The sequence below is a fragment of the Pararhizobium mangrovi genome (genome assembly GCF_006516965.1).
GTDB lineage: Bacteria > Pseudomonadota > Alphaproteobacteria > Rhizobiales > Rhizobiaceae > Pararhizobium_B > Pararhizobium_B mangrovi.
This window is the reverse complement of the sequence record NZ_VHLH01000002.1, coordinates 108,954-124,060: the sequence shown is the minus strand read 5'-3', so window position 1 is coordinate 124,060 and position 15,107 is coordinate 108,954. Positions and strand designations below refer to the sequence as shown.

At 65.5% G+C, this 15,107-nt stretch carries 12 protein-coding genes; 3 read left to right on the top strand and 9 right to left on the bottom strand.

Translation table 11 applies throughout. The annotated features are described in order from the left end of the window. Positions 1–64 precede the first annotated feature (64 nt). On the top strand, positions 65–1,525 hold the full coding sequence (gene purF / locus FJU11_RS02230) for an amidophosphoribosyltransferase (RefSeq protein WP_141165383.1): 1,461 nt from the start codon (positions 65–67) through the stop codon (positions 1,523–1,525). Positions 1,526–1,533: 8 nt separating this feature from the next. Further along, entirely contained in the window at positions 1,534–2,271 is a 738-nt protein-coding gene (locus FJU11_RS02225) for an SDR family NAD(P)-dependent oxidoreductase (protein ID WP_141165382.1), read from the top strand. A 13-nt stretch (positions 2,272–2,284) separates the two neighbouring features. Here the strand turns inward: FJU11_RS02225 and FJU11_RS02220 are convergent, their stop codons facing one another. From FJU11_RS02220 to FJU11_RS02200, 5 genes are all read right to left on the bottom strand, one after another. Then, positions 2,285–3,133: a CDP-alcohol phosphatidyltransferase family protein gene (locus FJU11_RS02220; RefSeq protein WP_181408012.1), complete on the bottom strand. Its 849-nt coding sequence runs from the start codon at positions 3,131–3,133 to the stop codon at positions 2,285–2,287. 42 nt (positions 3,134–3,175) lie between these two features. Next, positions 3,176–3,934, bottom strand: a complete 759-nt coding sequence (locus FJU11_RS02215) for a phosphatidylserine decarboxylase (RefSeq protein ID WP_268935181.1) — start codon at positions 3,932–3,934, stop codon at positions 3,176–3,178. A gap of 70 nt (positions 3,935–4,004) precedes the next feature. Then, positions 4,005–5,897, bottom strand: a complete 1,893-nt coding sequence (locus FJU11_RS02210; RefSeq protein WP_141165379.1) for an ABCB family ABC transporter ATP-binding protein/permease — start codon at positions 5,895–5,897, stop codon at positions 4,005–4,007. After that, complete coding sequence (locus FJU11_RS02205; RefSeq protein WP_141165378.1) at positions 5,897–6,244, bottom strand: ArsR/SmtB family transcription factor; 348 nt, start codon at positions 6,242–6,244, stop codon at positions 5,897–5,899. The genes FJU11_RS02210 and FJU11_RS02205 overlap by 1 nt, the downstream gene beginning before the upstream one ends. Before the next feature lie 94 nt (positions 6,245–6,338). After that, complete coding sequence (locus FJU11_RS02200) at positions 6,339–9,026, bottom strand: LysM peptidoglycan-binding domain-containing protein (protein WP_141165377.1); 2,688 nt, start codon at positions 9,024–9,026, stop codon at positions 6,339–6,341. A 136-nt stretch (positions 9,027–9,162) separates the two neighbouring features. On the opposite strand from FJU11_RS02200, the gene FJU11_RS02195 reads away from it, so the two are divergent. Then, complete coding sequence (locus FJU11_RS02195; protein ID WP_141165376.1) at positions 9,163–9,774, top strand: LOG family protein; 612 nt, start codon at positions 9,163–9,165, stop codon at positions 9,772–9,774. Positions 9,775–9,815: 41 nt separating this feature from the next. Here FJU11_RS02195 and rarD read toward each other — a convergent pair whose 3' ends face one another. From rarD to cysS, 4 genes are read right to left on the bottom strand one after another with little or no spacing between them, the layout of a single operon-like run. Next, positions 9,816–10,709 (bottom strand): EamA family transporter RarD, encoded by an 894-nt coding sequence (gene rarD / locus FJU11_RS02190; RefSeq protein ID WP_235890782.1) that lies wholly within the window; start codon positions 10,707–10,709, stop codon positions 9,816–9,818. A gap of 59 nt (positions 10,710–10,768) precedes the next feature. Then, the gene (gene cimA, locus FJU11_RS02185; protein WP_141165375.1) at positions 10,769–12,388 is read right to left on the bottom strand and encodes a citramalate synthase; all 1,620 of its coding nucleotides are present in this window, start codon (positions 12,386–12,388) and stop codon (positions 10,769–10,771) included. A gap of 31 nt (positions 12,389–12,419) precedes the next feature. Further along, complete coding sequence (gene pip, locus FJU11_RS02180) at positions 12,420–13,406, bottom strand: prolyl aminopeptidase (protein WP_235890763.1); 987 nt, start codon at positions 13,404–13,406, stop codon at positions 12,420–12,422. Next, positions 13,403–14,839, bottom strand: coding sequence for a cysteine--tRNA ligase (gene cysS / locus FJU11_RS18520; protein WP_141165373.1), 1,437 nt, complete (start codon positions 14,837–14,839; stop codon positions 13,403–13,405). The genes pip and cysS overlap by 4 nt, the downstream gene beginning before the upstream one ends. Between the last annotated feature and the right edge of the window lie 268 nt (positions 14,840–15,107).

The window sequence follows — 15,107 nt, the reverse complement described above, 5'->3', positions numbered from 1 at the left end:
GCCCGCGCGTTCGCGCCGCCGTGACGGCAGCGCTTTCCCGCAGGCATCCTCAAGAGGTCCCCGAATGGCCGAGATCGACGACATTCGCGACGAAGGCGACGCATTTCACGACGAATGCGGCGTTTTCGGCATCTTCGGCAAGCCGGACGCCGCCGCTGTCGTCGCCCTCGGCCTGCACGCGCTTCAGCACCGCGGACAGGAAGCGGCCGGCATCGTTTCCTATGACGGCCACCAGTTCTTCACCGAGCGGCACGTCGGCCTGATCGGCGACACCTTCACCAAATCCTCTGTCATGGAACGGCTGCGGGGCGATCGCGCGATCGGCCATACGCGCTATTCGACGACCGGCGACGACGGCATCCGCAACGTCCAGCCGCTCTTCGCCGAGCTTGCCGGAGGCGGCTTCGCCATCGCCCACAACGGCAACATCACCAACGCGCTCACGCTTCAGCGCACACTGCAGAAGCGCGGCGCGATCTTCTCGTCGACCTCCGACACCGAGACGATCCTCCATCTGGTCGCGACCAGCGAGAAGCAGCGTCTCGCCGACAAGTTCATCGACGGGCTGAAGCAGCTCGAGGGCGCCTATTCCTTCGTCGGCCTCTCGCAGAAGAAGATGATCGGTGCGCGCGATCCCCTGGGCATCCGCCCGCTCGTCCTCGGCGATCTCGACGGCGCGTTCATCCTTGCTTCCGAGACCTGCGCGCTCGACATCATCGGTGCGCGCTTCGTGCGCGATATCCGCCCCGGCGAGGTGGTCGTCATCACCGCAAAGGGCGTCGAAAGCCACTTTCCGTTCGAATGCCCCTCGCCGCGTTTCTGCATCTTCGAATACGTCTATTTCGCGCGTCCGGACTCCGTGCTCGAAGGGCGTAACGTCTATGCCGCCCGCAAGAGGATCGGCGAGGAACTGGCGCTCGAAGCTCCGGTGGAGGCCGATCTCGTCATTCCCGTGCCCGATTCCGGCGTGCCGGCGGCCATCGGCTTTTCGCAAGGGGCGAAGCTGCCCTTCGAACTCGGCATCATCCGCAACCACTATGTCGGGCGCACCTTCATCCAGCCGACGGATTCCATCCGCCACATGGGCGTCAAGCTCAAGCACAACGCCAACAAGGCGCTGATCGAGGGCAAGCGCATCGTTCTCGTCGACGATTCGATCGTGCGCGGCACGACCTCGCAGAAGATCGTGCAGATGATGCGGGAAGCGGGCGCGGCCGAGGTGCACATGCGCATCGCATCGCCGCCGACGATCTCCTCGTGCTTCTACGGCGTCGATACGCCGGAGACGTCGAAGCTGCTCGCCCATCGCATGTCGGTCGCCGAGATGGCGGATTATATACGCGTCGATTCGCTGGCCTTCCTTTCTATGGACGGGCTCTATCGCGCCGTCGGCGAGAGTGCGCGCGACGACGCTCGCCCCCAGTTCTGCGACGCCTGCTTTACCGGCGACTATCCGACCGAACTCACCGATCTCGACGCGACGGACAACGTTCGCACGCTGTCGCTTCTCGCCAACAACGGTTGAGCCGTCCCATGCCCGATCTGAACGGCCGCATCGCCGTCGTCACTGGCGCCTCGCGCGGCATCGGCTATCACACCGCGCTCGAACTCGCGAAGGCGGGTGCGCATGTCGTCGCCGTCGCGCGTACGACAGGCGGGCTGGAAGAGCTGGACGACGAAATCCAGGCGGCCGGCGGTGCGGCGACGCTTGTGCCGATGGATCTGACCGCCATGGACGCGATCGACCGGCTGGGTGCGGCCATCTTCGAGCGATGGGGCACGCTCGACATCTTCGTGGCGAACGCCGGCATTCTCGGCGTCATTTCGCCGGTCGGCCATATCGAGGCGAAGGTGTTCGAGCAGGTGATGAACGTCAACGTCACGGCGACATGGCGGATGATCCGCACGCTCGAACCGCTGCTTGCCAAGTCCGATCAGGGACGCGCGCTGCTCTTGTCGTCAGGTGTGGCCAATTCGTGCAAGCCGTTCTGGAGCGCGTATGCCGCCTCGAAGGCTGCGGTTGAATGCATCGGCCGCGTGTGGGCGGCGGAAACCCAGCGCCTGCCGCTCAGGGTCGTCAACGTGAACCCCGGCGCGACGCGCACCCGCATGCGCGCCCAGGCGATGCCGGGCGAGGATCCGGAGACGCTGCCGCATCCGAGCGACGTCGCACGGAAGCTCGTCACGCTATGCGGCCCGGAACTGACGACGACCGGCCTGCTCTACGACTTCCGGCAGGATCGCATGCTTTCCTACCACGCGCCGGATTGAACCGGCGCCGCACCTATTCCGCCGTCGTCTCCGTCAGGCTGTTCGGGTCGATCTCCACGCTCGCCTCCGCTCCGTAGCGGCGCCCCCATGCGCGCGCGCTGAAGGGCAGCGAGCCGAGATAGGCGAGCGCCGTCAGTGTCATCGTCTCCCAGGTAAAGCTCATCAGGAAGGCGACGTAGAGGACGAGGAGAAGCAGAACGGGCAGGACGAGGTCGCGCCGGATGCGCCCACCGAGCGACTTGCCCGACCATACGGGCAGCCGGCTGATGAGGCAGAAGCCGACGAGCACCGTATAGAGCGAGGCGAGATAGGCGAAGACCGGCCCCTGCGGAATGCCGAGGAAGCCGAGATAGACCGGAAGCAGCACGAGCATCGCGCCGGCCGGCGCCGGCACGCCGAGGAAATAATCCGCCTGCCAGACGGCCTTGATCTCGCGTTCCGCCATGACGTTGAAGCGCGCCAGCCGAAGGCCCGCCGCGACGGCGTACATCATCGCCGCGATCCAGCCGAGCGAACGCGCCTGATCGAGCAGGAACGAATAGAGCACGAGCGACGGCGCAATCCCAAAATTGACGATATCGGCAAGCGAATCCATCTGCGTGCCGAACTTCGACGTCGCCTTGAGAAGCCGCGCCACGCGCCCGTCGATGCCATCGAGGAACGCCGCGAGCAGCACCAGCGCCACGGCGAGCTCGAAACGCTGCTCGAAAGCCATGCGCACGCCGGTCAGTCCGGAACAGATCGCGAGCACGGTGATGAGGTTCGGGATCATCAGCCGCGGAGAGATCTCGCGAAGGCGCGGGCCGCGGCCGCCGGTGTTGTCTGGCCCGTTCGGCTCGAACGGCGGAAATGGCGTTTCCAAAAGCCGGCTTCCTTTTGCTTTCCGGTTGCGAGGAGCCATCGTCTAATCGGTCCGCCCGACGACAGCGTCCTTCGCGGCCGAGAATTCGGCAAGCACGGTTTCTCCCGCCACGGCGCGCTGGCCGATGGCCACACGTGGCGTGGCGCCGGCCGGAAGGTAGACGTCGAGGCGCGAGCCGAAGCGGATGAGACCGAAGCGCTCGCCCGCTTCGAGTGTGTCGTCCGGCTTGCCCCAGCACACGATCCGTCGCGCCACGAGGCCGGCGATCTGCACGCAGCCGATCGGTCCGTGCGCGCTTTCGATGACGAGGGCGTTGCGCTCGTTGTCCTCGCTCGCCTTGTCGAGTTCTGCGTTGACGAACTTGCCCTTGCGATAGGTCGCAGAAGCGATGCGCCCGCGCATCGGCATGCGGTTCACGTGGCAATCGAAGACGTTCATGAACACCGAAACGCGCATCATTGGCGCGTCGTCGAGGCCGAGCCCGGCGGGCGGGCGACCGTGCACGATCGCCGAAACGCGCCCATCGGCGGGGCTCACGACGAAGTCCCGGTCGACCGGCGTGACCCGTGGCGGATCGCGGAAGAAGAAGGTGCACCAGCCGGTGGCGATCAGGCCGATCCAGAAAAGCGGCTGCCACAGCAGGCCGAGGAGCACCGCGACGACGAAGAAGGCGGCGATGAAGGGCCATCCCTCGCGCCGGATCGGCACCAGGCTGTTGCGAATGCTTCGTGTGATGCTCATGCCGCAGGGTTCCGTTGGTCGGTTGGGGGTGTGCCTAACGTGAAAAGCAAGGGGCGGCAACGGCGCGCTGGCCGACCGCCAGCGCGGAAGCGATGTTCCAAGCGGACCGAGCGAACGCGATCCTTCAGACTTACGATGAAACCTTCGTCATCCGCTCGTCGGTCGCGTCCTCAAGACCATCCGCCTCCCGCGCCTTCCTCAGTTGCGACTCCGCCTTGTTCGCCTCGAGCTGGCGGCGCCACATCCCGGCGTAGAGGCCGTCGGATTGCATGAGTTCGCCATGGGTGCCGCGTTCGGCGATCGACCCTTCCTTGAGCACGATGATCTCGTCGGCGTTGATGACGGTCGACAACCGATGCGCGATGACGAGCGTCGTGCGCCCCTTCGAGACGTAATCGAGCGAGGCCTGGATCTCCTGCTCGGTTGCCGTGTCGAGCGCGGAAGTCGCCTCGTCCAGGATCAGGATCGGCGGCGCCTTCAGGATAGTGCGGGCGATGGCGACCCGCTGCTTCTCGCCGCCCGAAAGCTTCAGCCCGCGCTCGCCGACCATCGTGTCGAACCCGTCCGGCAGCATGCGGATGAAATCGGCCACCTGCGCCAGCTCCGCCGCCTGCTCGACCTCCGCGCGACTTGCCGAAGGGCGGCCATAGGCGATGTTGTAGCCGACCGTGTCGTTGAAGAGCACCGTATCCTGCGGAACCATGCCGACGACCTGGCGCAGGCTTTCCTGCGTGATGTCGCGCACGTCCTGCCCGTCGATCGTAACCCGGCCGCTGCCGACGTCGTAGAAGCGGAAGATCAGGCGCGAGATCGTCGACTTGCCGGCGCCCGACGGCCCGACGATGGCCACCGTTCCGCCCGGCGGGACCTCGAAACTGATGCCCTTCAGGATGCCGCGGGTCGGGTCGTAGTTGAAGTGGACGTCCTCGAAGCGGATGCGCCCTTCGGTGACATCGAGCGGTCGGGCGTCGGCGCGGTCGCTCACTTCCGGTTCGACCTCGAGGAGATCGAACATCTGTTCGATGTCGGTGAGCCCCTGGCGGATCTCGCGATAGACCGAGCCGATGAAGTTGAGCGGCACGGCAAGCTGCATCAGAAGCGCGTTAATGAACACGAAGTCGCCGATCGACTGCTGCCCGGATTGCACGGCCGAGGCGGAAAGCACCATCATCGCCGCCATGCCGATGCCGAAGATCGCCGTCTGGCCCATGTTGAGCCAGCCGAGCGAGGTCGCGACGCGCGTCGCGGCACTTTCGTAGCCTGCCATCGAGGAATCGAAACGGGTCGCCTCCATCTCCTCGTTGTTGAAATACTTCACCGTCTCGAAATTGAGCAGCGAATCGACCGTCTTCGTGCTGGCGTCGTTGTCCGAGGTGTTCATGGCCCGGCGAATGGCAATGCGCCAGTTGCTCGCCTGCACCGTGAAGACGATATAGATCACGACGGTCGCAACCATGATCGCCAGATACTTCGCACCGTAGCTGAACGCGAAGACCCCTGCTGTCAGCGCGAACTCGATCAGCGTCGGCAGCGTCGAAAGGATCGTGAAACGCACGATCGTCTCGATGCCCTTCACGCCGCGGTCGATCACGCGGGAAAGGCCGCCCGTCCGCCGTTCCAGATGGAAGCGCAGCGAAAGGCGATGGATGTGGACGAATGTCTTGTAGGCGAGTTCGCGCACCGCATGCTGGCCGACGCGCGCGAAGAGCGCGTCACGCAGCTGGTTGAAGGCGCCCTGCACAATCCGGATCGCGTTATAGGCAACGACGAGCATGATCGGCGCGACCAGAACGGCTGGAATCGCATCCGGCAGGCCGGACTCGCCGTTCAGCGCGTTCGTCGCCCATTTGAAGAAATAGGGAACGAGCAGCAGCACGCCCTTCGACAGGAGGAGGAAGGCGAAGGCAAATGCCACGCGCCTCTTCAGGTCGGGCCGGTCGGACGGCCACATATAGGGCCACAGATTGACGAGTGTCCTGAGCGGGTTGCCGGAATCGGCGGAGACGGTCCTCGATGGTGCCATTACCGATCGCACCGTTCGCAGCCCGTGCCGCAGCACGTTTCGAAAAGGGCGTCGATCTCGCCGGAAAGCGCGTGCAGCGCCGCGCGGTCGAGCGCATAGGCCGAAGCCTGGCGGTTGGCGCGATAGGTGACGAGGCCGGCATCGACGAGGATGCGAATATGCTGGGAGACGGTCGATTGCGCGAGCCCGACACGACCGACGACGTCCTTGACGCAACACGCATCGGCCGCGGCGAGCTGGTTAAGGATGGAAAGGCGCGCGGGATGGGCGAGCGCGGCAAGCTGCCGGCTGGTCGCCTCCATCCGGCACCATTCGTGCGCGTTCCGTTCGAGATTTTGGGTGTTCATCGTAAATCGTCGATATACGATGAAAGTCGCACCGTCAAACGCTCTGCTTGGGGGATCCAGAGTTTCATACTGGAAATCGAAGCGTGGTGACGCCCTACCCCTGGCCGTCGTGCTGCAATGCGCGATGGAGCTTTTCCACCTTGCCGATGGGCGCGTCCGACTTTTTCGGAACGTCGAAGACCTGGCCCGGCAGGATGTAGTTCGGGTCGCGTATCTGCTGGCTGTTGGCAAGATAGATCGTCGTATAGCGCACGCCGCGGCCATAGGTGCGCCGGGAGATCTGCCAGAGCGTGTCGCCCTTGCGGATGATGACGTAGTCGTCCGTCGGTTCGAGCGCCGGTTGCACGGAGGTTGCGGGTTCCGCTTCGTTGCCGGTGGCGGACGTCTTCGCACGGACGGCAGGCACGCCGGCGACCGGCGGTAGCGCGTTGGCGATGTCTGCGACCTTCGCACGCATGGTCTTGAGTTCGGGTGCGGCGATGTCGGGAGCGCCCTTCAGGTCCGGCAGCGAACGCAGGCTGAGCAGGGCCTGCCGCGCGGCATCGCGCACGCTCGCCGTTTCCCTGTTCGCCGTGTTGTCGTCCGATGCGTCCGCGTCAGCAGAACTGCCGAATGCAGATTTCGCCGGTGTCGCACGCGATGCCTGCGTGCCGGATTGGTCTCTGCCGGAGGCGTCCTGCCGATCCTCGTTGGCCCCGGCACCGTCTCCGGCGTTTCGAGCGAGTGCCTGCAGGCGATCCTCGGCGTGCGCGCGCGCCGCTTCGATCGCGTTGCCGTCCGGTACATCGGCCTTGAGCGTATCCCAGAGCTTCGAAACGGCGCGGTTTGCCTCTTCGCGTCGGCGTGCCGTCGCCGTTTGCCCATCGTCGGCACCCTCCGTCGAACGGGCGACGGCGGTGTAGCGATCGCCTTCGGGGCGCGTGAACGGCACAGCCGCACGCGCGAGGACATCACCGCTTTCCGGATCAACGAGGTCGGCGCGCACGCTGTGCTTGCCCGTTTTCAGATCGGCAGACCCGTTGACGACGAAGCGCCCTTCGCCCGTCGCGCGCGACTGGCCGACAAAGGCGTCGTCCACATAGATGCGCACCGTATCGCCGGCCGTCGCCGCACCCGCCACGTAGACGTCGCCTCCGTCGATCTCGACGGCGTCGACATGGATATGCGGTTCCGACGATCCTTGCCCGGAGGGCGCGATGGCGGCGCTGGACGCGCCCTCGCCCTTCTGGCTTCCGGCATCGACACTTGCAATTTCAGTCGGACCGTTTTTGCCCGAAGCGTTCGAGGATGCGCTTTCGGAAGACTTTGCCGATGCGACGCTCTTGCCCGACGACGGCGCCGATCGACTGTTCGCCGCGCTCGCGGCGGTTTCCCTTGCCGCTTCGTCCGACGCGTTCCGCTCGCCTGCTTGCTTTGCCGTTCCGTCGAGGGAACGAGCCAGGGTCTTGCCGGTCGGCACGGAGAGCAGATCGGACGCGGCACCGGGCCGGTTCACCATCGCGAGCACGTCGCCGTTCTTGTCCTTCGGCACGCTGATCGTCGCCGATTCCCGCGATGTCGCGCTGTCGCCGGAATCATCGCTGTCGCGCAGCCGCAGCTCGTAATTGCCGGGCTTGAGCGGCTGATCGGGCATGGCGACGAAATCGCCACCCGCATCGGCGGTGGTGCTGGAAACGGTGTCGTCGCCGTTCATCACCATGACTTTCGCGTTCGGACGGGCATGCCCGGCAATCAACGTCGACCCGTCGGGCTCGACACGCACGATGTCGAAGGACGGCCCGGGTGGCCGGACGGACGGGGACGCCGCCTTGCCGCCCGTCCGATCGTCGCCCTCGTCGACAGAGGCGATCTCGGCACCCGTCGAGGCCCGTTCGCTTCGCCTAGACGATGCCTTTGCCGACTGTCCGGCTTCGCGAGCGGCCGTTTGCGCAGCCAATGCCGCACGGGTGCTGCCGTCGGCACCGTTTTCCTGCGAACGCTCCGCGCTCTTCTCGGCTTCCTGTGCCGTGGAAGTTTCTACGGGCGTCGTCTGCCGCTTCGCATCGCCTTCATTTTCGGCGTCGACCACGGCATCCCTGTTCTGCGTACCGTCGTCATCGTTCGACGTCGAATTGGCGGAGCCGGTACGCGACGCCACCGAAGCGTTCGCCCCGCCATCACCCTTGTCGGAGGGGCCGGCCTCGGCCGCGATCGCCGTTTGATCGCTCGCACCGTTCGCGGTATCCGCAGCCTTCGCGGCGCGTTCGCCGGAATTCCGCTGGTCACCGGACGGAGCGACCTGCCCGCCGGACGCCCCGTCCGACGCCTTCGAAGCCTGGTGAGGCGCAGTTTCGGTCGCTTCCCGCGATCCGTCGGCCGTCTGACTGGTATCGCCGGCATCCGAGGCAGCCTTCGCGGACGCCGTCGTCTCGGCCTGCGATTGGCCGGCAGCGGACTGCGACGCCACGCCCTTCGCAGCGTCCGCTGGCGCCTGCCGCTCGTTCGACGGCCTCGCCGAAGCCGATTTGTCGTGCGCGGCGCTCTTGCCGGTATCGTCCTTCGAAGACGCTTCGTTCGCGTCGTCCGGGGCCGGCTTCGCGCCAGCTTCCGTGTCCCTTTCGGAAGCTGCCTTCCTTTCGCCGTTCGTGCCCTTCGAACCGCTCGTCGAGGCGGTTCGCGAAGGATCGCGGCCGTTCAGGCCGAACGGCGAATCGGAACCGTTGACGTAGCTGCCGATGATGACGATGAGGATCGCGACGACCAGGATGCCGACGGCGGAATATCCGGCTTGCTTTCCGGTCATGACGGCTCCAAGAGGACAATCCCGAATTAGCGGGATTTAACACATGCTTAGACCTTTTGCCGGCGGCATTCAAGGAGAGCCCGGGCGCACCAAATGCGCCTTGACGAATGCCCCGCGGCAAGGCTTCCTCGCAAGCATGACCGAATCTTCTTTACGCTCGGTATGCGTTTATTGCGGCTCGCAGGCCGGCACGGATGCAGCCTACATCGCCGCCGGCCGCGTGCTCGGCAACGCGATCGCCATGGCCGGCCTGCGCCTCGTCTACGGCGGCGGCACACGCGGCGTAATGGGCGCGCTCGCCGAAAGCGTGGTCGCCGGCGGCGGCAAGGTCACCGGCATCATACCGGAATTTCTCATCGACCGCGAAGCCACACGGAACGAACTCGGCCATCTCGACGAACTCGTCGTCACCGACGACATGCATGCGCGCAAGCACGCCATGTTCGAGCGCTCGGACGCGTTCGTCAGCCTGCCGGGCGGCATAGGCACGCTGGAAGAGATCGTCGAGATCATGACCTGGGCGCAGCTCGGCCGCCATACCAAGCCGATGCTCTTTGCCAACGTCAACGGTTTCTGGAACCCCATGCTGACGCTGCTGGAGCACATGGCCGAGGCGGGCTTCATCCATACCGCCCACCTCGTCAAGCCGATCGTCGTCGACGAGGCGGAAGCGATCGTGCCTGCGCTCTTCGCGGCGCCGCATTCGGCGGACGACGAAGGATCGGACGCCACCATCCGGCGTCTGTAGGACGCTTCGGATCCCGGGCAAAACCGGTACCGTTTCGATCGTTACCGATGGCGACGGCGGACGAGCGTCGACGAATAGATCGCGAGCGCGATCCAGATAAGCACGAACGCGGCAAGCTGGATCCGGTCGAACGGTTCGCGAAAGACGAAAATGGCGATCAGGAAGATCATCGTCGGCGTGAGATATTGCATCAGCCCGATCGTCGCGTAGCGCAGCCGCTTGGCTCCCGAAGCGAAGAGCACGAGCGGAGCCGCCGTCAGCGGGCCGGCAAGCAGCATGAGCGCCGTCTCGCCATCGAAATCTCCCGTCGCGAAGCCGAAGTGATCCTCGCCGCGCGCGACGTACCAGGCGACGAGCGCGATCGCGAGCGGCGTCATCAGGATCACCTCGAGCGTGAACCCCTGCGCCGGTCCGATCGGCAGCGTCTTGCGCAGGATGCCGTAGCATCCGAACGACAGCGGCAGCACCAGCGAGATCCACGGCAGCCCGCCGAGCCGATAGGCAAGCAGCGCCACGCCGGCGGCGGCTAGCGTGACGGCGAGCGCCTGGCGCCGCGTAAGCCGCTCGCCGAGGAAGACGAGACCGAGCACCACGTTGAAGAGCGGGTTGATATAGTAACCGAGTGCGGCCTGGACCGCGTGACCGGCGACGATCGCATAGATATAGACGGACCAGTTGGTGGCGATCAGCGCGGCGGTGAGCGCCCCCAGGCCGATACTTCGCGGACTGCGCAGCGCCGCGCGAAGATCGGCGGTGCGTCCCAGAACCACGAGGATGGCAAGCCCGATCGGTACCGACCAGATCACCCGATGCGCGACGATCTCGATCGGCGAGATGTCGTCGAGCGCTTTCATGTAGAAGGGCATGAGGCCCCAGATGAAGTAGGCGCCGAACGCCATCGCGAACCCGCCAAGGCTTTCGCCGGCAGGCTGCATCGGCGCGGCGGCACCCTGCCCCGTCGCTTCACCCTCGATGTGTCGTGCCATTGAAACGCCTATTGCGCGGCGGCAAGTGATCCGGCCTGCTCGCGGTTCTTCATCAGCTTGAAGACGATCGAATCCATCAGCGCCGAGAACGATGCGTCGATGATGTTGTCGGAGACGCCGACCGTCCACCAGCGATTGCCTTCGCCGTCCATCGATTCGATGAGCACGCGCGTCACGGCCTCGGTGCCGCCGTTGAGGATACGCACCTTGTATTCGACGAGTTCGAGGTCGTCGATCTCGTGCTGGTACTTGCCCAGATCCTTGCGCAGCGCCCGGTCGAGGGCGTTGACGGGACCCTGGCCTTCCGCCACCGACATGATGCGCCGGCCGTCGAGCGTCAGCTTGACGACCGCCTCGGAGATGCTCTTGAGGTCGCCATTGGCGTCGTGGCGCCGTTCGACCATGACGCGGAAGGCGTCGACCTCGAAGAATTCGGGTACGGCACCGAGCATGCGACGGGCGAGAAGCTCGAAGCTCGCATCGGCCCCTTCATAGGCGTATCCCGTCGCCTCGCGTTCCTTGACGCGGGCGATCAGCCGGTCGAGGCGCGGATCGTCCTTGCCGACCGTGATGCCGCGCCGCCGCAAGGCATCCACGAAGTTCGACTTACCGCCCTGATCGGAAACCATCACCCGGCGGAAATTACCGACGGTTTCCGGATCGACGTGCTCGTAGGTCTTCGGGTCCTTGAGGAGCGCGGAAGCGTGGATGCCGGCCTTGGTCGCGAAGGCCGAAGCGCCGACATATGGCGCCTGCGTCGAAGGCGAACGGTTCAGGATCTCGTCGAAGGCGTGGGAAAGCTGCGTCAGGCCTTCGAGCGACGCTGCGTCGATCCCGGTCTCGAAACGCGTGGCATAGGCCGGTTTCAGCATGAGCGTCGGGATCAGCGTCACCAGATCGGCATTGCCGCAGCGCTCGCCGATGCCGTTCAGCGTTCCCTGGATCTGGCGCGCACCGGCATCGACGGCCGCGAGCGTGTTGGCGACCGCCTGTCCGGTATCGTTATGGGCATGCATGCCGATGGCGTCGCCCGGAACGCCGGCATCGATGACGGACGTGAGGATCGACCGGATCTCGTCGGGCTGCGTGCCGCCGTTCGTATCGCAAAGGACGACCCAGCGCGCACCGGCCTCGTACGCTGCCTTCGCACAGGCGATCGCGTATTGCGGGTTGGCCTTGTAGCCGTCGAAGAAATGCTCGCAATCGACCATCGCCTCCTTGCCGGCTGCGACGGTCGCCGCGACGGAAGCGCGGATCGCTTCCAGATTCTCCTCGTTCGTGCAGTTGAGCGCGACCGCGACGTGGTAGTCCCAGCTCTTGGCGACGAAGCACACCGCATCGCCGCTCGCCTGGAGAAGGCCGGCAAGGCCCGGATCGTTGGAGACGGAAACGCCGACGCGCTTCGTCATGCCGAACGCTGTAAAGCAGGCGCGCCTCGTGCGCGGCTCGGCGAAGAAGGCCGTGTCGGTGGGATTGGCGCCGGGATAGCCGCCCTCGACGTAATCGATGCCGAAATCGTCGAGCATGCGGGCGACGGTGATCTTGTCCTCGAGCGAAAAGTCGATGCCCGGCGTCTGGTTGCCGTCGCGCAGCGTCGTGTCGAAGAGATAGAGGCGTTCCCTGCCCATGATTTTCACGTCCTCCCGGTCGCGGCTGCCCTCAGGCCGGCCGGCTATCGGCAAATTGGTCGGTGGCCCGGATCAGCCGATCGAGGATGCCAGGCTCGGAAACCGCGTGGCCGGCGGCCTCGATGACGTGCAGTTCCGCGCGCGGCCAGCCCTCGTGCAGCGCGAAGGCCGTGGAAAGCGGGCATGGCATGTCGTAGCGCCCGTGTACGATGACGCCGGGAATAGCGGCGAGCTTGTGCGCATCGTCGAGGAGCTGGCGCTCGCGCAGCCAGCCGCCATGCACGAAATAATGGTTCTCGATGCGCGCGAAGGCGAGCGCGAACGTGTCTTCCGCGAACCCTTCGATGAGCGAGGGATCGGAGCGAAGGGTGATCGTCGAGGCTTCCCACGTGCTCCAGGCACGGGCGGCAGCGATGCGTTCGGCCGCGTCGTCGCCGATCAGCCGGCGGCGATAGGCGGCGATCATATCGTCGCGTTCGCTTTCCGGGATGGGCGCGACGAACGCCTTCCACCGATCGGGAAACATGAGCGAGACGCCGTACTGATAGTACCAGTCGAGTTCCGCCTTCGTCAGCGTATAGACCCCGCGCACGATCAGTTCGCTGACGCGCTCCGGGTGCGTTTGCGCGTAGGCGAGCGCGAGCGTCGATCCCCACGAGCCGCCGAAGACCTGCCAGCGCTCGACACCGATCATCTCGCGAAGGCGCTCGATATCGGCGACAAGGTGCCATGTCGTGTTCGCTTCGAGCTCGGCATGCGGCGTCGAGCGGCCGCAGCCGCGCTGATCGAAGAGGAGCACGTCGTATCGCTCGGGATCGAAGAGCTGCCGGTGGCTCGCACCGCATCCCCCGCCCGGCCCGCCATGGAGGAAGACCGCAGGCTTCGCGCCCGGCGTGCCGCTGCGCTCCCAGTAGATCGAGTGGCCGTCGCCGACATCGAGATGACCGTGCGCATAAGGGCTGATCGGCGGATAGTAGCCGCGCAGGCCACCCGCCGCGTTTGCGTCGTCCGCCGTCATCGCTCTACCTCCCATGTGGTCGTTCGCTCGCCGGTCGACGGGTCCTTGGCGTCCTTCAGCCGGATACCCCTTCCGGCGAGTTCGTCGCGGATGCGGTCGGCTTCCACGAAATTCTTCTCGCGGATGTGATGGAGCCTGAGCCCGATCATTCCCTCGACGGCCGTGTCGAGCTCCACATCGCGGCGCGGATCGAGCCCAAGCAGCGAAAGGCAGGCAAGCGCCTGCGAAACGTCGCGCTCGCTGCCGATGATCAGCGAATGCACCAGCGACAGCGCTTCCGGCACGTTGAGGTCGTCGGCGATCAGCGCCATGAACTCGGGGTGCGGATCGGCTTCCTGAAGCCGCGTCGCGGAAATGATACGCTCCCAGCGATCGAGCACGTTGGTCGCCTCGCGCAGCCGTCCCGCGGTGAAGTCCATCGGCTCGCGGTAATGCGTCATCATGATCGCGAGCCGCAGCACCTCGCCCGGCCATGCGCGCCCGCCGAAGGTATCGGTCGAAAGGAGGTCGCGAATGGTGACGAAGTTGCCTTCCGACTTCGACATCTTGCGGCCGTCGACCTGCACGAAGCCGTTGTGCAGCCAGAGATTGGCCATCCGCTCCGTGCCGTGCGCGCAGCACGACTGGGCGATCTCGTTCTCGTGGTGGGGGAAGATGAGGTCGAGCCCGCCGCCGTGGATGTCGAAGACCTCGCCGAGATAGGCCGCGCTCATGGCAGAGCACTCGATGTGCCAGCCGGGCCGGCCGCGGATCGTCCGTTCTCCGTCGGCAAGGCGGAACGTCGCCTCCCAACCCGGCTCGTCCTCGGCGGATTGCTTCCACAGCACGAAATCGTTCGGGTTCTTCTTGTGCGCCTCGACGGCGACGCGCGCACCCGCCTGCTGCTCGTCGAGCTTGCGGCGCGAAAGCTGCCCATATGCCGGCATCGAAGCGACGTCGAAAAGCATTTCGCCCGCGCTTTCGTAGGCATGGCCGCGATCGACGAGTTTCTGGATCAGCCCGACCATGTCGGACCGGCCGTCCTGACGGGCGAGCACGAACTCGGTCGCCCGCGGCTCGACGCTCGGCGTGAGGCAACGCAGCGCCTCGACATCGGCCCTGAACTGCGCCGCGGTCGTCTCCGTGACCTTACGGATCGCGGCGTTCAGCGGCTCGTCGGGAAAGTCGCGCAGCGCACGCGCGTTGATCTTGTCGTCGACGTCGGTGATGTTGCGCACATAGGTGACGTGGTCCGCGCCGTAGACGTGACGCAGCAGCCGGAAGACGACGTCGAAGACGACGACGGGCCTTGCATTACCGATATGCGCGAAATCGTAGACCGTCGGACCGCACACATAGAGGCGCACGTTCAACGGATCGATCGGCGAAAGCGCCGTCTTCTCGCGCGTCAGCGTATCGGTGAACTTCAGCGTGAACTCGCCGCCACCCTTCATGTCGTTCGTCTCCCGTGCCGACGTCTCCGGCTGGCCGGATCGCTTGTCTGTTGAGGAAGAACGAAAGACGAAAAGCGGCCCTGCCAGCGAGGATGCTAGCGAATAATGATCCGGCAAATGCAGGCGGCCCGGCCGCAGATCCGCGTCTTCATGCCGGTCTTATGGCGTTTTGCCGCCGATGGGTCAAGCCGCGGCAATCCGCCCCGGCCGGTCCGTCGCCCCACACATCGTGCGCGCGCGGAAACCAGTACCAGCAACTGCGTGACAT